At 69.5% G+C, this 18729-nt stretch carries 20 protein-coding genes and 1 pseudogene; 9 read left to right on the top strand and 12 right to left on the bottom strand.

All coding sequences use genetic code 11. The annotated features are described in order from the left end of the window. Positions 1-48: 48 nt before the first annotated feature. The 6 genes from AB0L53_RS05465 (at position 49) to AB0L53_RS05490 (ending at position 5403) form a co-directional block, all read left to right on the top strand. Positions 49-1014, top strand: coding sequence for an aldo/keto reductase (locus AB0L53_RS05465; RefSeq protein ID WP_363990691.1), 966 nt, complete (start codon positions 49-51; stop codon positions 1012-1014). A 57-nt stretch (positions 1015-1071) separates the two neighbouring features. After that, the gene (locus AB0L53_RS05470) at positions 1072-2337 is read left to right on the top strand and encodes a lipase family protein (protein ID WP_363990694.1); all 1266 of its coding nucleotides are present in this window, start codon (positions 1072-1074) and stop codon (positions 2335-2337) included. A gap of 156 nt (positions 2338-2493) precedes the next feature. Continuing rightward, positions 2494-2874, top strand: a complete 381-nt coding sequence (locus AB0L53_RS05475; protein ID WP_363990697.1) for a hypothetical protein — start codon at positions 2494-2496, stop codon at positions 2872-2874. Then, positions 2871-3890: a hypothetical protein gene (locus AB0L53_RS05480; protein ID WP_363990700.1), complete on the top strand. Its 1020-nt coding sequence runs from the start codon at positions 2871-2873 to the stop codon at positions 3888-3890. The genes AB0L53_RS05475 and AB0L53_RS05480 overlap by 4 nt, the downstream gene beginning before the upstream one ends. A gap of 114 nt (positions 3891-4004) precedes the next feature. Continuing rightward, the gene (locus AB0L53_RS05485) at positions 4005-4598 is read left to right on the top strand and encodes a matrixin family metalloprotease (protein WP_363990704.1); all 594 of its coding nucleotides are present in this window, start codon (positions 4005-4007) and stop codon (positions 4596-4598) included. 10 nt (positions 4599-4608) lie between these two features. After that, positions 4609-5403 (top strand): hypothetical protein, encoded by a 795-nt coding sequence (locus AB0L53_RS05490; RefSeq protein ID WP_363990707.1) that lies wholly within the window; start codon positions 4609-4611, stop codon positions 5401-5403. Positions 5404-5471: 68 nt separating this feature from the next. Here the strand turns inward: AB0L53_RS05490 and AB0L53_RS05495 are convergent, their stop codons facing one another. From AB0L53_RS05495 to AB0L53_RS05510, 4 genes are all read right to left on the bottom strand, one after another. Next, the gene (locus AB0L53_RS05495; RefSeq protein ID WP_363990710.1) at positions 5472-6644 is read right to left on the bottom strand and encodes an FAD-dependent monooxygenase; all 1173 of its coding nucleotides are present in this window, start codon (positions 6642-6644) and stop codon (positions 5472-5474) included. Positions 6645-6764: 120 nt separating this feature from the next. Continuing rightward, entirely contained in the window at positions 6765-9872 is a 3108-nt protein-coding gene (locus AB0L53_RS05500; RefSeq protein WP_363990713.1) for a BTAD domain-containing putative transcriptional regulator, read from the bottom strand. 137 nt (positions 9873-10009) lie between these two features. Beyond that, positions 10010-10255 carry a dihydrofolate reductase family protein gene (locus AB0L53_RS05505; RefSeq protein WP_363990716.1) on the bottom strand — a complete coding sequence of 82 codons (246 nt, stop codon included), beginning with the start codon at positions 10253-10255 and terminating at the stop codon, positions 10010-10012. A gap of 202 nt (positions 10256-10457) precedes the next feature. After that, positions 10458-11363 carry a LysR family transcriptional regulator gene (locus tag AB0L53_RS05510; RefSeq protein ID WP_363990719.1) on the bottom strand — a complete coding sequence of 302 codons (906 nt, stop codon included), beginning with the start codon at positions 11361-11363 and terminating at the stop codon, positions 10458-10460. Between the two features lie 111 nt (positions 11364-11474). Between AB0L53_RS05510 and AB0L53_RS05515 the strand changes: the two genes are divergently transcribed. Continuing rightward, complete coding sequence (locus AB0L53_RS05515) at positions 11475-11891, top strand: hypothetical protein (protein WP_363990722.1); 417 nt, start codon at positions 11475-11477, stop codon at positions 11889-11891. 75 nt (positions 11892-11966) lie between these two features. Then, positions 11967-12365: a hypothetical protein gene (locus AB0L53_RS05520; RefSeq protein WP_363990725.1), complete on the top strand. Its 399-nt coding sequence runs from the start codon at positions 11967-11969 to the stop codon at positions 12363-12365. Positions 12366-12421: 56 nt separating this feature from the next. Here AB0L53_RS05520 and AB0L53_RS05525 read toward each other — a convergent pair whose 3' ends face one another. The 3 genes from AB0L53_RS05525 to AB0L53_RS05535 all read right to left on the bottom strand — a co-directional run bounded on the left by AB0L53_RS05525 (position 12422) and on the right by AB0L53_RS05535 (position 13457). Continuing rightward, the gene (locus AB0L53_RS05525) at positions 12422-12586 is read right to left on the bottom strand and encodes a DUF397 domain-containing protein (RefSeq protein ID WP_363990728.1); all 165 of its coding nucleotides are present in this window, start codon (positions 12584-12586) and stop codon (positions 12422-12424) included. Then, positions 12558-12860, bottom strand: coding sequence for a Scr1 family TA system antitoxin-like transcriptional regulator (locus tag AB0L53_RS05530; protein ID WP_363990731.1), 303 nt, complete (start codon positions 12858-12860; stop codon positions 12558-12560). Before AB0L53_RS05530 ends, AB0L53_RS05525 begins: the two co-directional genes overlap by 29 nt. A gap of 168 nt (positions 12861-13028) precedes the next feature. After that, positions 13029-13457, bottom strand: coding sequence for a MarR family transcriptional regulator (locus AB0L53_RS05535; protein ID WP_363990734.1), 429 nt, complete (start codon positions 13455-13457; stop codon positions 13029-13031). A gap of 55 nt (positions 13458-13512) precedes the next feature. On the opposite strand from AB0L53_RS05535, the gene AB0L53_RS05540 reads away from it, so the two are divergent. Then, positions 13513-13845, top strand: coding sequence for an antibiotic biosynthesis monooxygenase family protein (locus tag AB0L53_RS05540; protein ID WP_363990737.1), 333 nt, complete (start codon positions 13513-13515; stop codon positions 13843-13845). 160 nt (positions 13846-14005) lie between these two features. Here the strand turns inward: AB0L53_RS05540 and AB0L53_RS05545 are convergent, their stop codons facing one another. The 5 genes and pseudogenes from AB0L53_RS05545 to AB0L53_RS05565 form a co-directional block, all read right to left on the bottom strand. After that, positions 14006-15580: a glycosyltransferase family 39 protein gene (locus AB0L53_RS05545; protein ID WP_363990740.1), complete on the bottom strand. Its 1575-nt coding sequence runs from the start codon at positions 15578-15580 to the stop codon at positions 14006-14008. A gap of 627 nt (positions 15581-16207) precedes the next feature. Beyond that, positions 16208-16774: a GNAT family N-acetyltransferase gene (locus AB0L53_RS05550; protein WP_363990743.1), complete on the bottom strand. Its 567-nt coding sequence runs from the start codon at positions 16772-16774 to the stop codon at positions 16208-16210. Between the two features lie 63 nt (positions 16775-16837). Beyond that, positions 16838-16981: pseudogene (locus AB0L53_RS05555) on the bottom strand (GNAT family N-acetyltransferase); the annotation flags it as partial. Positions 16982-17238: 257 nt separating this feature from the next. Continuing rightward, a complete protein-coding gene (locus AB0L53_RS05560; protein WP_363990746.1) occupies positions 17239-17820 on the bottom strand; it encodes a dihydrofolate reductase family protein in 582 nt (193 codons plus the stop codon). Positions 17821-18158: 338 nt separating this feature from the next. Continuing rightward, the gene (locus tag AB0L53_RS05565) at positions 18159-18707 is read right to left on the bottom strand and encodes a CGNR zinc finger domain-containing protein (RefSeq protein WP_363990748.1); all 549 of its coding nucleotides are present in this window, start codon (positions 18705-18707) and stop codon (positions 18159-18161) included. Positions 18708-18729: the final 22 nt, after the last annotated feature.

An 18729-nucleotide genomic window follows, 5' to 3' on the forward strand; every position in this document is an offset into this window, starting at 1 on the left:
CTGCTTGGTCGCACCGGTTTGAGGGTGTCTGAGGCGTTCCTTGGCACGATGACCTTCGGGCAGGACTGGGGATGGGGCGCCTCCATCGAGGAGTGCCGCAAGATGTTCGCCGCCTATGCCGAAGCCGGCGGGAACGTGATCGACACCGCCAACCGCTACACCGAGGGCAGCAGCGAGCAGATCGTCGGGGAACTGCTCGGCACCGACCGCGACCGCTTCGTGCTGTCCACGAAGTACACCCTGACCATGGACGGCACCGACCCCAACGCCGGCGGCAACCACCGCAAGAACCTGGTCCGTTCGGTCGAGGCCAGCCTGCGCCGGCTGGGCACCGACTACATCGACCTGCTGTGGGTGCACATCTGGGACCCCAGCACGCCCATCGAGGAGACCATGCGGGCTCTGGACGATCTCGTACGGGCCGGGAAGGTGCTGTATGTCGGAATCTCCGACGCGCCCGCCTGGCTGATCTCCCGCGCGAACACCATCGCCGAGTTCCGCGGGTGGACGCCGTTCGCCGGCCTCCAGCTGCCCTACAGCCTGGTCAAACGCGATATCGAGCGCGAGTTGCTGCCCATGGCCGCCGCTCTGGAGCTGTCGGTGGCCGCATGGTCGCCCCTGGCCGGCGGCGTCCTGTCCGGCAAGTTCACCCGGTCCGGTGCCGATGGTCCGTCCCGGGTCGACCGCGCCACCATCTCCGAACGTGACCTGAGCATTGCGCGCACGGTGGACGCCGTCGCCGACGAGCTCGGTGTCTCCTCGTCGCAGGTCGCCATCGCGTGGACGCGGGCGCACCGGCCCTGGATCCACCCGATCCTCGGCGCCCGCACCCTGGACCAGCTGACCGACAACCTCGCCGCCATCGACCTGGAACTGCCCGAAGAGGCGGTGCAGCGGCTGGAGCAGGCCTCCTCGATCGACCTGGGCTTCCCGATGGAGTTCATCATGGACACCACCACCGACTTCGTCTACGGACCCAGCGGAAAGCTGGTCGACGGCCGCCCCGTCGGATAAGCGCGACGCCGGGCCGGATCGGCGGCTGAGCCACCCCTTTTGAAACAGGAGCCTCCCATGAGGTCTATTCGTCATGCCTTCCTGGCCGGAGCTCACCGGCTCTCGGCGGTCATCGCGGTCGGCGCCGTCCTGGCCACCGCGCCCGCCACGGGCCCGCGAGCGAACGCCGACACCTGCGACCAGGCCTGCCAGATCGACTGGGCCTGGACCGCCCAGCGGCAGAACGCCCTGCCTCGCACCCCCTTCTACGACGCCCCCGACCCACTGCCGTGGGCGCCGAGCGGAACCCTGATCCGCGCGGCGGCCACCTCCGACTACGTGGTGGAGAACAAGCCGGTCAAGGCCGTCCGCGTGCTGTACCACTCCCGTACCTCCCGGGGCCGGGACGTGGCGGTCTCCGGTGTCGTCCTGGTGCCGCAGGACCGCCCGCGCCCGGCGGGCGGCTGGAAGGTGGTCGTGGACGCGCACGGCGCCAGCGGCATCGCCGCGGACTGCGCGCCGTCGCTGATGCGCGACCTGTACCACGGCAACCAGATGGTCCGCTTCCTGGAGCAGGGGTACGCGATCGTCGCCCCGGACTACGCGGGCCTGGGCACGACCGGCCGTCCGGAACTGGTGAACAAGACCGCTGAGGCGGAGGACATCGCCGGGGCGGTGCGGTCCGCGCGCCAGGCGGTTCCGGACCTGTCGGGCGACTGGGTGCTGTGGGGCCACTCCCAGGGCGGCGGCGCCGCACTCGGCTTCGCCGAACGCCAGGTGACGCGCCCCGAGCCGGGCTACCGGGGCGTGGTCGTCACCTCGCCCGCCGCCGACCTGCCCGCGCTGGCCGCCCACGTCGCCACGACCGTCCCGTACGGCGGGTTCGCCCCGCTGCTCGCGCAGGGTGCCGCCTACAGCGATCCGAAGATCGACATCGGACGTCTCCTGACCCCCGCCGCCCTGTCCCGCCTGGACGCCGCCCGGAACGGTTGCCTGGGCGTGGCCACCGCGGTATACGGAGATCTGACCGGCCCGGCACTGGTCCAGCCGGGCTACTCCAGCGACCCGCGCTTCACCCAATACCTGCGCGACAACAGCCTCGGCTGGAAGCGCGTCGCCGGCCCGGTGCTGTTCCTGCAAGGCGGTGCCGACACCGTCACCCCTGAGCCGATCAATGCCCAGGTCGCCGCCCGCCTCCGCGCCACAGGCTCGCACATCACCTACCGCGTGTACGACGGTCTCGAACATGACACGTACGGCACCGCGATGGGCATCGACGACGGCGCCATGCCCGACATCCTCGCCTGGGTCGGGGCCCGGTTCACCGCCGTTGAGACCCCTTGATATGAGTTCTGACACGGCGTTCCCGGGCGAACACCCGGTGAACGCCGGATGTCGGAAATGTGTAGATATGATCGTAATGACAGAGAGACACATCGGACATATCCGACCGTGAGCATGATCGCATGACGATCCCGTCCTCACGATTAACGGTGACCGATGGCAGAAGCCTCTCCTGACGGGCCGTCACGGCCGCCCCTCGACATCGATCACGATCAGCTCAGGAAGCACGCGGCGCCCGCCTTCGACGACGCGTCCGCGGCGGTGCGGCGGGCCGTCGGGAAGGCCGCCGACGCGCTGGGAGCACTGGGCGGCTGGCCGGTGAACGAGGCGGCCGACAAGGCGTTCGTCGAGTGGTATAAGCCGAAGCGCGACGAGATGCTCAGCATGATCGAGGACTTCGCGGCCGTGTACGGGGACATCGCCGAAGGCATCCTGACCATGCGCCGCAACGTGGCCACCGTCGACTGGGGCATAGCCGACGACATCAAGATCGCGGATGTGCCGGTCTACAGCTGGCCGGTGGAGGACACTCCGTGATCCCCATCAGGCCGATGCTGTCGCCGACGGCCCTGAGCGGGGCCAGGGTCCTGTCGCCCGCCACCCTGATGACGACCCTGCTGCTGGCCTCCGCCGGGACGATGGTCGCCCTGCGCATCTACGCCGGGGTCACCGCGCCGGAGATCGACCCGGCGGAGCTGCGCAAGGCGGCCGCCGCCTTCCGCGAGCTGGCCGACGACCTGAACGGCCCGGAGCAGCCTCCCCCGCACGGCCACACCGGCGGCGTCGCCGGGATGGCCGACAGCGCCGCCGCCTCGGTGTGGAACAACAACGGCGGCCAGGGGGTGGACGCCTTCGCCCAGCTCTACATCCTGCGGATCATGGGCTTCCCCGCCGCGTTCGCCAAGGACTGCCGGGTGCTCGCCGCCGGCTGCGACGCGTACGCCGACCTGGCGGAGGGGGTGCGCAAGCAACTCGCCGAGCTGGACAAGGCGATCGTGCAGCTTCTGTGGCTGGTCTGCTTTCAGCCGTTCACGACCATGTTGTACGGCGTGGCGCAGGCGATGGCCGCCGCCCAGATGGCGCGGCTGGTGAAGCTGGCCCAGACGGTCAAGGCCGTCTTCGGCGTCAACGTCGGCCGGATCCTGCAGATCTGCCTGCCGAAGTACGTGCTGACCACGCTCAACTACGCCGCCATCGACGGCCCCGCCTACGCCGCCGGTGCGCTCACGCTGGACGCGGCGAGCGACGCCGCCCACGGCCGGCCGACGAGGTCGGCGGGCCAGAACGCCGGTGAGTTCGGCGGGATCGTCGCCGGGAACACCGGCTACATCCTCGGCTACGACGTGGCCAAGCTGGGCCTGCCCGGTCCCGCCACGCGGGGCGGCGAGCTGGTGGCGCGGCTGTTCGGCTCGGGGTTCGGCTACACGCCGGTCAAGAGCGCCCTGGACGGCGACGGCGAGATCATGACGACGCCGGAGGAGTGGGCGAGCAAGCTGGAGGGACACGGCCTGCGGGCGCTCATCTTCCCGCCGGGCTGGAAATTCGGCCGCTGAGTCCCACCAGCCATTCAGCCGGTGCTGTGCGGCGAAGGGGATGACCCGAGTTGATCCCCACTTAAGCACCCGGCAGGATATCCGGACGTCCTTTACCCTCAATTTACGGATGACATGTCATACCGAAAGCTCCTGCCAGCGATCATCCTCGCGGCCGCGGTCACCATCACCGCCGCGCCTCCGGCCAGCGCCAACGGCTTCGGCAGCGCCAACGGCTGCTGCCCCTTCGCCGACAACGGCAAGCACTGGTACAACTACGCGTCCCTGGAGACCCGTACCAGGACCGCCGTGAAAGCCGCTCTGCTCAACCTGGACTCCCAGACCGACATGACCGTGGCCGCCGACAGCACCCCGGACCCGAGCACCGACGTCGAGTCCTTCGACCAGTACTACGTCGACCACTGGGGCCTCGACTGGGACGGCTCCAGCACGGGCTACAACCTGTTCGCGTACTCGAAGTGCGTCAAGACCGTCGCCCCGGCCGACAGCAGCCAGCCGTGGCGTTGCGACCAGTACGAGGTCCGCTACGATCTGGCCGACATCGACTGGATGACCGCGACCCAGCGCCAGGCCCTGGCGTGTCACGAGGTCGGGCACACGGTCGGGCTCGACCACTCCACCGAGTCGACGTCGTGCCTGAAGACCGGAGCGCACAAGATCATCAAATACAGCGCGCATGATGTCGCCCACATCAACGGCCGCTACTAGGAGACCGGCGATGCGAAACCTCAAACTCCTCACGGCCGTCGCCGCCTGCGCCACCGCCGTGCTCACCGGATGCGCCCCGCAGGCTGCGCAGCAGGCCGCCCCGCAGGCCGGTCAGCAGCCGCAGCGCTCGTTCTGGTCCCAGCTCCACACGGACGCGGGTGGGACAGGCCAGTACCTCTTCGACTCCCTGGAGGACATCACCCCCGGCGCCCGGCCGTCCGGCGCCTTCCGCCCGGCCGCCGCGCTGGTCGAGGGCACGGTCGTCGGCGTAGAGCCGGGCATCGCGTACGCCTCGGACGACGACTCGCCGACGCCGCGGGTCGTGCCCTACGAGAGCCAGGAGGCCGCGATGCGCTGGGCCAGCGTCGTGGTCAAGGTGGACAAGGTCCTCGCCGGCAAGCTCGGCCGCGGGTACACCGGGGGACAGATCCGGCTCCGGGTCGAGCAGCCCACCGGCACGACGCTCGACGGCCTGCGCCAGTCGATCGGCACGGCGGGCCGCGGCCTGTTCTACGTGGACAACGCCCTGGACCGGGTCAAGCGGCGGGCCGCGTCGCCGCAGGCGCAGGCGTACCAGGCGTCCGTGCACCTCCCGATCGGCCAGGGGGTGTTCGTCGAGGAGAAGCCGGGGGCGGCGCTCGTCGCCCCCCTCACGGACGAGAACCGCGCCGCCCAGCTCCTGGGGACCGACGGCCGGCAGGCGCAGCTCAAGTCCGCCGGGGACTCCCCGCTGGCGCAGCTCCGCGGCCGGGCCCAGAAGTCGGCCTGCGAGAAGGGCACGGCGACGGACCAGTCCGGCTGCTGACGGACGCCACGGCTGGGGCCCCCGACGGGGCCCTGCCGTGGCCGACGGCGATCTTGCCGGGCCGCCGCTCACCTGGCCAGGTCGCGGACCAGCGACGGGTAGTCCTTCAGGGTGATGTTCTCGGCGAAGTCGTCCGTCATCTTCATCATGAGCTTGAGCAGGAAGCCCACCTTGAACATCCAGTTGCGCATCCTGATCCGCCCCTTCGACGGAGGCGCCAGCCACGGACCGGCGTTCCCCTTCTCCGATACCTTGGCGTACTCGCGGAAGCCCTCCTCATACCGCCGGAACGCCACCTGGTGGTCGCCGTTGGCCGCCGCCAGCTCACCCGCCAGCACGTACGCCCCCACCAGTGCCAGCCCTGACCCGAACCCGCCCAGCGTGTTGGCGTAGGCCGCGTCGCCCAGCAGCGCCACCCGCCCCTGGGAGTACCGATCGATCTTCACCCGGCTGATCGAGTCGAGGTAGAAGTCGCCGGTGCGGCGCACCGCGTCCAGGATCTCGGGCGTCCGCCACCCCATCCCGGAGTAGGCGTCGAGGACGACCCGCTTCATCGCCTCGGTGTCATAGCGGTCGTAGTCGAGGCGCGGGGAGGCGAAGACGAAGAAGGCCGACGCCTTGGGACCGCCGGCGGCGACCATCCTGCCCGGTTCGTTGTACATCTGCGCGTCCGCGCCGAACCGCTCGGGCACCTCGGCCAGGGCGTAGTAGTGGCCGAGGAACTCGACGTAGTCCGACTCGGGGCCGAAGACCATGCGCCGGACGTTCGAGTGGATGCCGTCGGCCCCGATCACCAGGTCGAACGTGCGTGGCGCGGAGCGCTCGAAGGTGGCGTGCACCCCGCCGGGGGTCTCGGTGAGCGAGGTGATCGAGTCGCCGAAGACGTACTCGCAGCCGGCTTCGACACTCCTGTCGTAGAGCAGGCGAGCCAGGTCGCCGCGGTGGATCTCCAGCTCGCCGCCGCTGAACTCGCCGGGCATCACCGCGAGCGCCCGCCCGCGCGCGTCGACGAAGGCCTGGTCGGTGCCGCCGGTCTGCAGGCGGCGCACGTCGTCCAGGATGCCCATGCGGCGCAGGACCGTCATGTGGACGTCTCCCTTGAAGTCGACGGCCTGGCCGCCGGGGCGCAGGCCGGGGGCCTTCTCGACGATCGTGACGCGGAAGCCGTAGCGGGCGAGCCAGTAGCCGAGGGCGGGGCCGCCGACGCTGGCACCGGAGATGAGGACGTTGGTGTTCTGCATGTCCACGACTCTCGCGGGGCGCGCTGACACCCTGAGGACAACCGGCTGACAGTGCGGCCTCTCGACCGACGCCGGCTGACAGCGCCTTGTCACCGCTCAGCCGATTCCTCAGCCGATTCCTCAGCCGCCGACGAGGGCGGAGAGCGCCTCGTCGGCGCTCAGCGCGGCTCCCGTGGCGAAGTGGGCGGCGAACACGTCCGCGCCCAGCCGCTCGGTCGCCGCCGCGGCGACCATGGCGACGTCCCGATCACCCGCGACGGTCGTACCGCGCAGCGCCACCCCCACGCCCAGCAGGTACGCCGCCCGCTCAGCCGCCCCGTCGAGCAGCGCCAGCCCCGCCTGGCCCTCGGCGATCTCGGCCGCGTCCGTCGGCACCACCGTGCGCGCCAGCTCCAGCGCCTCCCCGTGCCTGCGCCTGGCCTCGGTGAGATCTCCCTCGGCCGCGGCCAGCCGGCCGAGCGCGGTACAGGCGAATGGCCTCATGCCCTCGGTCGCGTACGAGCCGGGAACGGCGGCGTCCAGTATGGCGGTGTAGCGGGCCCGCGCCTCGTCGTACTGACCCGAGAATCGCGCCAGGTCGCCCCACGCCATGTTCAGCAACGGCAGCCCGCGCGACATGCCGGTCCGGCGGGCCAGCTCGGTGGCGCGTTCGAGATCCGCGCGGGCCCCGTCCAGGTCGCCTTCCCGCATCAGCCCCGCCGCCCGGCGGCACAGCAGGTCCACCAGTTCGTCGGCCGCGCCGAGCTGCCCGTTCAGGTCCACCGCCTGGCCCCAGAGCCGCCTGGCGGCCGCCCAGTCGCCGCGCCGGCTCGCGATCATCGCCAGCCATTCGTGGCTCTGCGCCATCCCCCAGCGCTCGCCGAGGGCGCGAAATTGGGTCAGCGTCTCCTCCAGCCGCCGCTCACCCTCGGCCACCTGGCCGCCGTGCAGGTGAATCAGCCCCTCTCCCAGCATGGACACGGCCCGGCTCCACGGGTCGGAGCCGAGCAGCCGCCCGCGGCGCCGGGTGGACACCGCGTCTGCCGGGCCCGCCGTCATGCCCCACAGCACGGCCAGGAACGGGTGCCGCAGCTCGCCGTCCAGCGTCGTCATGATGTCCGCAGCCCGCGCCCACCGCTCGGGGGACACCTCCGGTACGGCCTGCAGCACGCACATGACGTACTCCTCTTCCAGCCCCGCGACCGGCTCGCCACCCATCAGATGGAGCAGCCGCATCGCGGACGAGGCGACCTGTTCGCGCCGCCCGCTCAGCCACGAGTACACCGACAGGGCCGCGACCAGCCGCGACGCCGTTTCCGGATCCTCCTCGACGGTGTGCCGGAGCGCGGCCCACAGGTTGTCGTACTCGGCGGAGAGCCGGGCCAGCCAGTCGAGCTGTTCGGCCCGCCGCAGCCACGGGTCGGCCCGCCGGGCCAGATCCAGGAACCAGGCGGCGTGCGCGTCGCGGGCCCGCCGCTGCTCTCCCGCCTCGGCCAGCCGCTCGGCGCAGAACAGGCGGATCGTGTCCAGCATCCTGTAGCGCCCGCCGTCGGCCTCGATGAGCGACTTGTCGACCAGGTCGGCCAGCACGTCGCCGTCACCGCAGACGGACTCGGCCGCCTCCAGCGACGCTCCCCCCGCGAACACCGAGAACCGCCTGGCCACCTCCTGCTCCTGCGGGGTGAGCAGGCTCCAGCTCCACTCGACCACCGCGTGGAGGGTGCGGTGCCTGGCCGCCGCCGTACGGTCGCCGCGGGACAGCAGCTTGAAGCGGCCGTGCTCGTTCAGGCGATCGGCGATCTCCGCCGGGGTGAACGTACGCAGCCGCGCCGCCGCCAGCTCGATGGCCAGCGGCAGGCCGTCCAGCGTGGCGCAGATCCCGGCGCAGACCTCCATGACCTCGGACATGGCCTCCGGACGGGCGGTGAACCCGGGCCGGACGGCGGCGGCCCGTTCGGCGAACAGCCGTACGGCCGGGTAGGTAAGGGCCTCGGCGGGAGCGATGCCCGGCGGCGGCACGGCGAGCGGCGCGAGGGGGACCAGCATCTCGCCGGTGAGCCCGAGTGGCTCCCGGCTGGTCGCCATGATCGCGACGCCGGGGCAGGCGTCCAGCAACCGCCGGACCAGCTCGGCGGCGGCGGCCACCACATGCTCGCAGTTGTCGAGCACGAGCAGCGACGGCTGGTCGGCGAGGGCGGCGACGAGCCGGTCCACCGGGTCGGGACGGTCCAGCGCGGGCACCTGCAACCCGGCCTCGCGCAGCCCGAGCGCGCCCAGCACGGCCGGGGCCACCTGAAGCCCGTCGTCGACCGACGACAGATCGACGAACCCCGCCTCCCGGCCCGGACCCGCCCGGTGGACGGCCTCGACGGCGAGCCGCGTCTTGCCCATGCCCCCGGGGCCGACGATGGTGATCAGCCGGGCCTCGCCGAGCGCGGCGATCCTGGCCAGCTCCTCCTCCCGGCCGACGAGCCGGTTGAGCGGTACGGGCACCCGTCGCCGGGGAGCCTGCTCCCGCCGCTCCTCGCCACGCAGGATCGCCAGGTGCAGGGCCGCCAGCTCAGGAGCCGGATCGGCCCCCAGCTCGTCGGCCAGCAGCCGCCGTACCTCGTCGTAGACCGCCAACGCGGCGGCCTGCTGTCCGGAGGCGTGCAGCGCCCGCATGAGCTGACCGCGCGGCCGCTCACGCAGCGGATGGGCCGCCACCAGCTCGCGCAACTCGGCGACCGAGGTCCCGCCAGGCAGGGCCAGCTCGGCCTCCGCCAGATCCTCCCTGGCCGCGAGCCGCGCCTCCTCCAGCCGCGCCACCTGCGGCGCGGCGAACGGCGCGTCGGCCACATCGGCTAGCGCGGGCCCACGCCACAGGCCCAGTGCTTCCCTCAGCACCCGCGCGGCCGGCTCGTGCTGCCCCGCGGCCAGCAGCCCCCGCCCGTCCCGGGCCAGCCGCTCGAACCGGTGCGCGTCGATGTCCTCCGTCTCCACCGCCAGCCGGTAACCGGCACCATGGAACTCCACCAACCCGGCCGGCAGATTCCGGCGCAGCCGGGAGACGTGGGCCTGGATGGCGTTGGCCGCCCCGGCGGGCGGATCGTCGCCGTACTGACCGTCGATGAGCCGCTCCACGCTGACCAGCCGCCCGGCGTCGAGCAGCAGCAACGCGAGCAGCGCCCGAGGGCGCGGCCCACCTACGGCGACCGCTTCACCGGCGGCCGTCCGCACCTCAAGCGGCCCAAGGATCCCGAACTGCACGGCACCGATTCTGTCCCATTCGCCGGGTACGTTTTTCGCTCATAGTCAACATGCCGACGTCAGGAGCCCAGCGCCGTACATCACGCACGCGGCGGGGATGACGATCCCGGCATGGCTCAACGACGCCCGGTCGCCGATCAGCTGTGTCGGGTCGGCCGGTAGGTCAGCACCTGCGTGTGGCCGTCGAAGGTCCGGGCCTGGAGCAGTTCGAGGTCGAAGTCGTCCGCACCGTCGAAGATCCGGTCCACGCCAGTCTTCCCGGAGATCACGGGGAAGACCGTCACCTCGATGGTGTCGATCAGGCCGGCGTTCAGCAGTGTCCGGGTGAGCATCAGGCTGCCGTGGGAGCGTATCGAGGTCGCGTGCTCGCAGAGGGCTGTCATGGGTACTGTTCAGGTGGGAGTCGAGGCACTCCTACTGGTCTGGTCACCCTGGGCAACGATGGCGGCAAGGGATACCCGCTGGGCAGTGGCAAGTGCGTCGCCATGACCCGTAGTAGCAGACGGGTGATTCCGTCGGTTCGCCAAGCTTGATGCTCAGGCGCTGTCCATCTCCATTGCGGTTCATGGCATGTGCTGCGGCGATCTATGCGAGTCCTTCCGCTGACGTGGACGACCGGAAAACGGTTTGGGCTAGATGGCTGGCGGCTGACTCTGCCAAGGTGCGGACTGCTGGGTGCCACGGGAGGGCACTTGGTCCGGTCAGGACGAGGCGGCGTGTGATTGGGGGCTCCAGCGGCAGCAGGACCAAGTCAGGGGAAATCAGAGAGCGGGAGACCTCGGATAGGACGGTCACGCCGATCCCGGCCTGCACCATGCTGATCAAGGTGGCCAGGTCCCGGACTCGGTGAGCGGGGGTGAAGCTCAGGCCGGCCAGGTTGTGGATCGCACGGATTCTGGCTTCGCAGCCGTTGGGTGAGATCAGGAACTGGTCGTCCTCCAGGTCACGGATGTCGATGAGCGGCTCGCTCGCCAAGGGGTGGTCTCGGGGCAGCAGGGCCCGGTAGTGGTCTATGGCGAGATGGACGCCAGGGCCGGGCGGCGGGTCGATCAGGATGGCGGCATCGGCTGTCCCGGCCTCCAGCCAGGCTGAGACTTCGCTGCTGTCACCCTCGAAGAGCCGCACGGTGATGCGCGGCTGTGCCTCGCGCCAATGCAGGAGCAGAGCAGGGATCAGCCCTTGACAGACCGTTGGTGTGCAGGCCAGCCGCACGGTGCCGGTCATGGTCTCGGTGGCATCAGCCGCGATCTGCTCCACGGACCGGGCCGCCGACAGCGCGGTCCGGGCGTACGGCAGGATCTGTTCCCCCAGCGCGGTGGTCCGCACCGGGGTGACACGGACCAGCAGCGGGGCGGTCAGCTCGCGTTCCAGAGAGGCGACGGCGTGCGACACCGCCGATTGGCTCATGCCCAACTCGGCGGCGGCCGCGCTGAAGCCGCCCGCATCGACGACGGCGAGGAAAGCCCTCAGCTGGGGAAGATTCACGGTCATGTGTTTGCCTCATATATCCATGAAATCTATGCGTTGGATCTATTTTGCCAGATGAGTGACACTTGCTCCGGGCCGCCAACCCCGGCTGACCAGCCCATACTGAGGAGAGCCATGCCGTACTTCCGGATCACCATCACCGACCCTGATCTGCCCATCGACATTCAGCGCACCCTTGCCGAAGATCTGACCCGGCTGGCGGTCTCGGTCCTGCACAAGTCCAGCGCGAGAACCATCGTCCACATCAACCTGGTTCCGGCCAGCAGCTATTACATCGACGGCCGGCCCCTGACGGGCATCCGCGACGCGCACGTGGAAGCCAGCATCACCGTGGGCACGAACAGCGCCGCAGAGAAGGCCGCCTTCATCGCCCAGGTCGGTGATCTACTGTCGGACAGCCTTGGCCCGCTCCCCCGGTGCGGCGTCGCGCTGCACGAACTGCACCCCGAGAGCTACGGCTACAACGGAGTGACCCAATTCGACCACTACCGCCAGGCCGAGGACGTACCGGCTGTCCCCGCTGCCTTCTGAAAGGGCGGTTCGCACGTCGATGTCCCCTTGGAGGCCGCGGCGTATCCGGGTGATCGGCACCTGTCAGCTCTGCTGATGTTCAACGGCCTGGTGTACAACGGTGGCATCTTGCACGCGTTCGACGTCTGGACCTCTGCCGAGATCCGGGCCGCCTTCGAGGCGGCGCATTACTTTGGCTTGCGGGAGCGAGCGGAAGTCCTCGCCGAGGTCCTGCGGATCTCAACCCTCATGGAAGCCCTGGAGGGCCAAACACCTATTGAACAGCCTGACAGGATAGGGAGGACTGTCGGTCGCTACCGCGGATCTGGACCGGTCGTATCCTCATATGAATCCGAGCAGCAGCAGCCTCAGGGCAGCTCTTCAGAGGATGCTCCGCGCCACGCCAAGGGACTTTTGCGCCGACCGAGGGACATCACGGGGCGGATGCGGGCTCTTGAGGAGCCATCCTTCGACTCTTTCTCTGAAGATCGTTAGCGCGGGAAGCGCCCGGCCGCCAGGCGATCGGGCGCTTGATCAGCTTACTTTGCGGTTCAGCTCAGCTCGTCGAACTCGCCATCCTTGACGCCCGCGGTGAAGGCGCGCCATTCATCCGGGGTGAAAGAGAGGACGGGGCCGTCGGGGTCTTTGGAATCACGCATGAGGAACAGTCGATCGACAGTCTGTGCCTTATCGACGGGGAAAAGCCGAGCGTCCACGGTCGCTATGGATGGCGAATTGCCCAGCCGTCGCTGGATGCGCCGCTTTGGTGGATGGAAGTACTTGGATGGTGACATTGTCGCGCTCGGAGAGTTCCGCGAGTTTGGCACACTGGGCGGCCATCACCTCCGGACTGCCCACCTGCTGATGGAGCACCGACTCGTTGATGATGGTCCAGAAGCGAAGCGGACTGTCCTCTTGCAGGAGGAGCAACTGTCGGGTCATGCGGACCTCGACCCGCCGTAGGACCTCGGCGGGCGGGGAAAGGGCCATCAGCGCCGCACGGATGATCTCCCGAGCGTAGTCGGCAGGCGCAAAGCTCGACGGACTCGCACGGTGTCGCAAGGAGGGCCGCGCGAGCGCCAGGGTGGAATCAGGGCGCTGCTCACCACTGATGCGACATGAATGCACAGGCCAATTTGCGCTTTGCCGGTGCCGGTGTCAGGCCAGGTTTCGGGCGCAGGCGGTGAGCAGGGAGGCCAGCTGTTCCACCTCGCCTGGCGGAAGGTCGGTGATCATGCGTTCCTCCACGTCGAGCACCACGCTGTGGGCCTGGTCGAGCATGGCTTGACCCGCGTCGGTGATGGTGACCGGCAGGGCTCGGCCTGAGGTCGGCTGCGTGGCGACGGAGACCAGCCCTGCCCGGGTGAGCCCGGCGAGCACGTCCCGCAGTGACTGCCGGGTGACAAAGGTGCGGCGGGCCAGTTCGGCGGCCGGGGCGCCGGGCGCGTCGGCCAGTGCCCGCAGCACCGCGTACTGGGACATGGACAGGCCCAGCTCGCGCAGACGCTCCTCGCACGCGCTGCGGAAGGCCTGGCTCACCTGCTTGACCAGATAGCCGACGCGCTGACGGACATCCATTTGACTCATGACAGGAACCTTACACATAATCCTCCTTGTAAGGAACCTGACATGAGGAGAAGCCATGCCCGCGACCACCACCATCACCGTCGACGCCCCCGTGGCGACCCTGATCAATGTCTTCACTGTCCAGGCCGACCGTCAGCGCGAGCTCGTCGACCTGCTGGTCACCGCCACCGAGGAGGTCATGCGGCACCTCCCCGGATTCGTCGCCGCCAACATCCACGCCAGCGACGACGGCACCAGAGTGGTCAACTACGCCCAGTGGGAGAGCGCCGACGCCTTCCGGGCCATGCTCGACACCCCGGCCGCTCAGGTGCACATGCGCCAGGCCGCCGCCCTGGCGGACGGATTCGACCCGCACCTGTACGCCGTCGCATCAGTGCACCACCGCTGAGCACATCACGGCTCGAAACCTCGATAAGGCGGCGATTCGGGCGGTCGCCGTCGGCCGAGGCCGCAGCGCGCCGATCGCGCCCATTCTGAACCGCGGTCCGAGTGGAAGATCACCTTGTCCACACCACCGCCGCGCGTGACCGTCAATCGACCGTTCTCGTTCAGCGCGGCACGCGTTCGTACAAGGACAGTTGTCTGGTGCGGAACGACCAGTAGCCGATCCGCCGGAATCGGAGATCGTCCCGCATCTGTACGCCATTGCCGTAGCTTGTCGCGCCCTCCACCACCCAGATGCGGGACAGCCGCCCCGCGGCCCGGTGCAGTTGTTCAGGTGACAACTCGCCGAAGAATCCGTCGGCGTTCAGACTCCGGGTGTCGAGCCGGGCGATGGAGTCTGGGTAGGGCAGCGTGGACATCCAGTTCCCGGCAGGGACGTAGAGCACGGCGTCACCGGGCCGGGCGTTGTCTCGCAGTGTGTGGGCCAGGGCCCGGAGATTGTCCGGCCTGCTGAACGGCTGCCGGATGGCTACCTGGGCCGGTCCGGTGAACACGATGAGCACGGCCAGTGCCGCCGCGGGGATCACCAGGCGGGCGTGGGGCATTCGGGAAGCCGCCCAGGCGACGACGTACGCGATGCCGGCGCCGGCCGCCAGGGCCAGGGCCGCGACACTGTGCAGCACGTAACGCGGGTAGAAGATGGGCGGACCGATCAGGGAGATGGCGACCATGAGGCCGCCGGGAACCAGCAGCCACGGCAGGGCCACCGTCCGGACGGTCAGCCGGGCCGACTCGCGCGGCGTCAGCGCGACCTCGAGGGTGGCGACGTCGAGTGTCGCCACCCTCGGCAGGCGAGAACCCGGCACGATATCCGGCGTCGGCGGACCGGCCGTGCCGCTGCGGACCGCCCACTGTGTCGCCAGGCCGTCGCCGTGCCGACGCCGGGACAGCCCCACGACGGCGAGCGCGAGGGCTGTGACGATCGCTACGGGATTTCCCCCGAAGACGAGCCATCCCAGGTGCCGGACGGTGCCGAGATCCGGTCGGGGAATCCAGGACACCAGCCCGAACTGGGCACGGGCCGCCAGGGCCAGCGGCGCCACCAGCACGCCCGCGACTCCAGCCGAGACGATCCACTCCCGCCACCCGGGAGCCGGCGGCCTCCTCCACAGCAGCATGACCGCGTGGGCGGGCAGGATGAACAGCGCGTATAAGTGCAGCCACCCGGCGACCGCCAGCATGATCGTGTAGGCCGCCCACGGCCGCCACCGGTACCGTCGATCCCGGCCTGCGTCGATCGTCACCACGAGGAGATAGGTGGCACCGACCATCAGCGCGGTGACCAGCGCGTACTGCCGGGCCTCCTGGGCGTACCGGCTGACGACGGGTAGCAGCGCGTAGATCAGCCCGGCGAACAGGCCGGTCGCCGGGGAGACCAGACGGCGGCCGAGCATACCCAGGACGGCCGTTGCCGCGGCGGTGGCGAGCGCCGAGGGAAGACGCATCGCGAGCTCACTCGTGCCCGCCACTGCGGCGACGAAATGGAGCAGCACGTAGTAGAGACCGTGAGCCAGGTCCATGTGGGCCAAGATGGTGGGCAGGTCGGCCAGCGAGCGGCTGGCGATCGCCACCGACACCCCTTCGTCGGCCCAGTAGGAGGGTCCGTCGATCCGCCACAGTCCCAGGGCCATGGCGATCACGGCCGGGCCCGCAACGACCAGCCTGGAAGAGCCGGGCATGCGCGTTCTCAATCTTGTCCCCAGAATCGGCGGAGCCCGAAGCCGTACTCAACGACCGGCCAAATCACGCCCTGACGCGGTGGGCTCCGAGCCCAGGAAGCCGATCACCCAGCTCAGATCCTGTTTGGCGGCTGGTGCCACGTTGGCCAGTGCGCCACGAGGCGCTGTTCGGCCGAATAGAGGTGAAAGACCGCCCGTCTCCCCGCTGCCTTAGCGGTGGGATGAAGCCGGAGGCAGCTGTACTGAGTCGGGTGCGGTGGGTGATCCGGGAAATCCACCGGAAGTAGTCACGACAGGGCGCCCCGATCCGACCCGACACGCGGCCGTGGCGAACCCGGGATGTGGTTGTTCCGCATGGAGAAACTTGCCTTCCCTCGAGTACGCCGAAAAGCGTCGCAGCCAAGGCTTCCGGAAAACTTCTCCTTCACTTCCGCTCACCGGATCGTCCGTTCCGTCACGGTCGCGGGGGTGCTATCAGCGGCTGCGCACCTTACGTCGATGCCGGTCGACGACAACGGCAAGACGGGCACCCCAGTGTGCGACTCAGGACGCGGCCGGCTCACCTCACCAGACGGCGCAAGCCGGCGCGCCCGCCACAACAGCGGCGAACAGCCGCTTCAACCGCTGCTACAGGGCGAGTTGGAGTGTCACCTTCTGATGGGTCGGCAGGTAGCCGAGCGCGTCATTGATGGCGCGCATCGGACGGTTGCTGTCGGCCGTGTCGGTCAGCAGGGCATCGAGGTACGGGTAGCGCTCGCGGGCCTGCCGGATGGCCTCGGCCTTCATCCAGCGGGCCAGGCCGTGCCCGCGATGTTCCGGCAGCACGCCGGTGCCGTAGTGCTGGGCATCGCCCTTGCCGTCTCCCGGGACGACCAATTCGGTGAAGCCGACGATGGAACCGTCCGACTCGGCGACGGCGCCCACGGTGTGAAGCAGGTCGCCTCGGTTCTCGATCGTCCGCACCGCCTCCCGTACGCGGTCGACGTCCCAATGCACGCTGCCGTAGTCGGTGTCGTCCATCGGCATGTCGTCCATGGCGCGGCGGGCCGCGGCGAACGTCTCGGCCAGTTCGTCGGGCACCATCCCGTCCCACGCGACCAACCGGTACCCGAGGTGCGGGCTGCTGACGATCTCCCGAAGGCCGGCGAGGTCGACCTGCGCCAGTGGCAGCCGCGTGTACGTCAGGGTCAGCACTTTGCGGAAGCCGTGTGCCGACAGGAAGGCCGCTCCCGGCGAGCCAGGCTCTGCTTCCGCGATGACGGAGCGTCGGCCCTCATCGCGGGCCGCGGCCAGCGCGGTCGTCAGGAGGAGAGAACCAACACCGGTGCGCTGTTCAGCCGGGTGGACATGGAGATCGAGATCGGCCAGATGATCCTGGCCCGCCGGGGTGAACAGGCGCAGAAAAGCCGACCCGACGGGAACGCCGGTGGATCGGGTGGCCAGCCAGGCGAGGCGCCGGCTGGATGAGGTGAGCTCGGGTCAATAAGAGGGGTGATGCGAATCGACACGATGTCTCCGGCGTCGAGGCATTCGGGACGTCGAGGCAGTGGCGTCACGGTGGGCGGGCGGGCCACACGATCAGTGGGCGGGTGAGACACACGATCAGAAGCCGGGTCGCCCGGAAGATCTCCCTCGGACGACCCGACATCTTCGCCGGCTCAGCCGGTCGTGGCGTAGCGCAGCAGGACGTTGTCGGAGCCGTCGAGACTGCGGACCTCCGTGATGGTGAGCCCCTCGACCGGCTGAGTGAAGATCGGCGTCCCCTCGCCGAGCGCCTTCGCCCCGACGATCAGGTGCAGCTCGTCGACGAGCCCGGCGCGGAGCAGGGCGTTCCAGGTGATCCGGCTGCCGAAGGTGACGATGTCGCCGCTGGTGCGTTGCTTGAGCTCCTTGACCCACCCCTCGGCGTTGGCGCGCTTGACCACGGTCGTCCGGTCCGCCCACGATGCGATGTCCGAGTCCGTGAGCGAGTCGGAGACGACGCTGACCTCGATCCGCCCGTAGATCGCGCCGAACTGCTGGTTCACCGTGGACGCCTCAGGGTTGTCCGCTTGGGCGGGCCAGAACCCCATGAACATCTGGTACGAGTCGGCGCCGAGCAGCAGTGAGCCGGCGGCCTGGATCCGCTCCAGGTTGTAGGCGTCGAACGCGGCGTCCATTGGCAGCACGAGCGGGTTGCCGTCCGCCGCCGCGTAGAAGCCGTCAAGAGACATGATGTTGCAGACAATGAGCTTGGCCATGTCAAGCACTCCGCTTCCTCCGTCGATCAGTTGTGGCGCCCATCATGTCCGGGGAGCGCGTCAGCCAACAGCTGCAAATGTCACCAGACCCACGCTGACTTTCGCTACATCAACTGAGGTCAAGCCGCCACGGCGACCGTGCGCGTTCTCATGGACCGGTACGGCGCACGCAGCCGTTTCCAGCTCGCGCTGGAGCTCTCCAGAAGGCACCGACATCGGCGGGCGGCCGGAGCAAAAATGAGTCGCTCCAGGCCGCAAGGCCGTGACGGAGCCCCCTGGGAAGCATGCCTGAGCGTCATTCGCGCGTAGCGCGCCCCGATCGTGATGACCGAGCTTTGTCAGGCCCGCCGCCGAGCCCGATAAGCGGCCACGTGCATCCGGTTTCCGCACGTACGGCTGTCGCAGTAGACACGGGATCGGTTGCGGGACTCGTCCACGAACACCCGGTCGCAATCAGGTGCCGAACACGTTCGCAGCCGTTCCCACTCCTCGTCCACCACCAGGTGCGCCAGTGCCACCCCACAGTCCGCCGCCAGGTGCTCGGAAAGTGTCGCGTCCGGGGCGAAGTAGTGCATGTGCAGCGGATGCCCGTCGTGCTCCGTCAGCCGGGGCGTGATGCGGGTCTCGGATAGGAGCGCGTTGAGCAGTCGTACGGCCGTCGGCTGGTCAGGGGCGGTGAAGACGCGGTGGAAGGCCTCCCGCACCAGCCGTACCTGCCCCAGGTCGCGGGCCGTGAGCGCGCCGATGCCGCTGACCTGCCGCGACTCGACGAAGGCGTGCAGGTCGGCCAGCTCGGCCAGGCCGTCTTCTCCGCCGGTCGACGGGGACGTGTTGACCAGCTCTACCACCGTGGCCAGCGAATGCACCATGTCATGGCCAAACGGCATGTTGACTCCTGTCGACGACCGG

Origin of the sequence: Nonomuraea sp. NPDC052129 (genome assembly GCF_040680095.1) — a bacterium.
GTDB lineage: Bacteria > Actinomycetota > Actinomycetes > Streptosporangiales > Streptosporangiaceae > Nonomuraea.

What these genes read in the sequence shown, in the direction of transcription:
- AB0L53_RS05475 (WP_363990697.1), top strand. Translation starts at nt 2,494, where the DNA reads ATGGCAGAAGCCTCTCCTGACGGGCCGTCACGGCCGCCCCTCGACATC.
- AB0L53_RS05560 (WP_363990746.1), bottom strand. Translation starts at nt 17,820, where the DNA reads ATGGCCAAGCTCATTGTCTGCAACATCATGTCTCTTGACGGCTTCTAC.
- AB0L53_RS05515 (WP_363990722.1), top strand. Translation starts at nt 11,475, where the DNA reads ATGCCGTACTTCCGGATCACCATCACCGACCCTGATCTGCCCATCGAC.
- AB0L53_RS05470 (WP_363990694.1), top strand. Translation starts at nt 1,072, where the DNA reads ATGAGGTCTATTCGTCATGCCTTCCTGGCCGGAGCTCACCGGCTCTCG.
- AB0L53_RS05565 (WP_363990748.1), bottom strand. Translation starts at nt 18,707, where the DNA reads ATGCCGTTTGGCCATGACATGGTGCATTCGCTGGCCACGGTGGTAGAG.
- AB0L53_RS05495 (WP_363990710.1), bottom strand. Translation starts at nt 6,644, where the DNA reads ATGCAGAACACCAACGTCCTCATCTCCGGTGCCAGCGTCGGCGGCCCC.
- AB0L53_RS05465 (WP_363990691.1), top strand. Translation starts at nt 49, where the DNA reads ATGACCTTCGGGCAGGACTGGGGATGGGGCGCCTCCATCGAGGAGTGC.
- AB0L53_RS05520 (WP_363990725.1), top strand. Translation starts at nt 11,967, where the DNA reads ATGTTCAACGGCCTGGTGTACAACGGTGGCATCTTGCACGCGTTCGAC.
- AB0L53_RS05545 (WP_363990740.1), bottom strand. Translation starts at nt 15,580, where the DNA reads ATGCCCGGCTCTTCCAGGCTGGTCGTTGCGGGCCCGGCCGTGATCGCC.
- AB0L53_RS05490 (WP_363990707.1), top strand. Translation starts at nt 4,609, where the DNA reads ATGCGAAACCTCAAACTCCTCACGGCCGTCGCCGCCTGCGCCACCGCC.
- AB0L53_RS05530 (WP_363990731.1), bottom strand. Translation starts at nt 12,860, where the DNA reads ATGGCCCTTTCCCCGCCCGCCGAGGTCCTACGGCGGGTCGAGGTCCGC.
- AB0L53_RS05505 (WP_363990716.1), bottom strand. Translation starts at nt 10,255, where the DNA reads ATGACAGCCCTCTGCGAGCACGCGACCTCGATACGCTCCCACGGCAGC.
- AB0L53_RS05485 (WP_363990704.1), top strand. Translation starts at nt 4,005, where the DNA reads ATGTCATACCGAAAGCTCCTGCCAGCGATCATCCTCGCGGCCGCGGTC.
- AB0L53_RS05510 (WP_363990719.1), bottom strand. Translation starts at nt 11,363, where the DNA reads ATGACCGTGAATCTTCCCCAGCTGAGGGCTTTCCTCGCCGTCGTCGAT.
- AB0L53_RS05540 (WP_363990737.1), top strand. Translation starts at nt 13,513, where the DNA reads ATGCCCGCGACCACCACCATCACCGTCGACGCCCCCGTGGCGACCCTG.
- AB0L53_RS05535 (WP_363990734.1), bottom strand. Translation starts at nt 13,457, where the DNA reads ATGAGTCAAATGGATGTCCGTCAGCGCGTCGGCTATCTGGTCAAGCAG.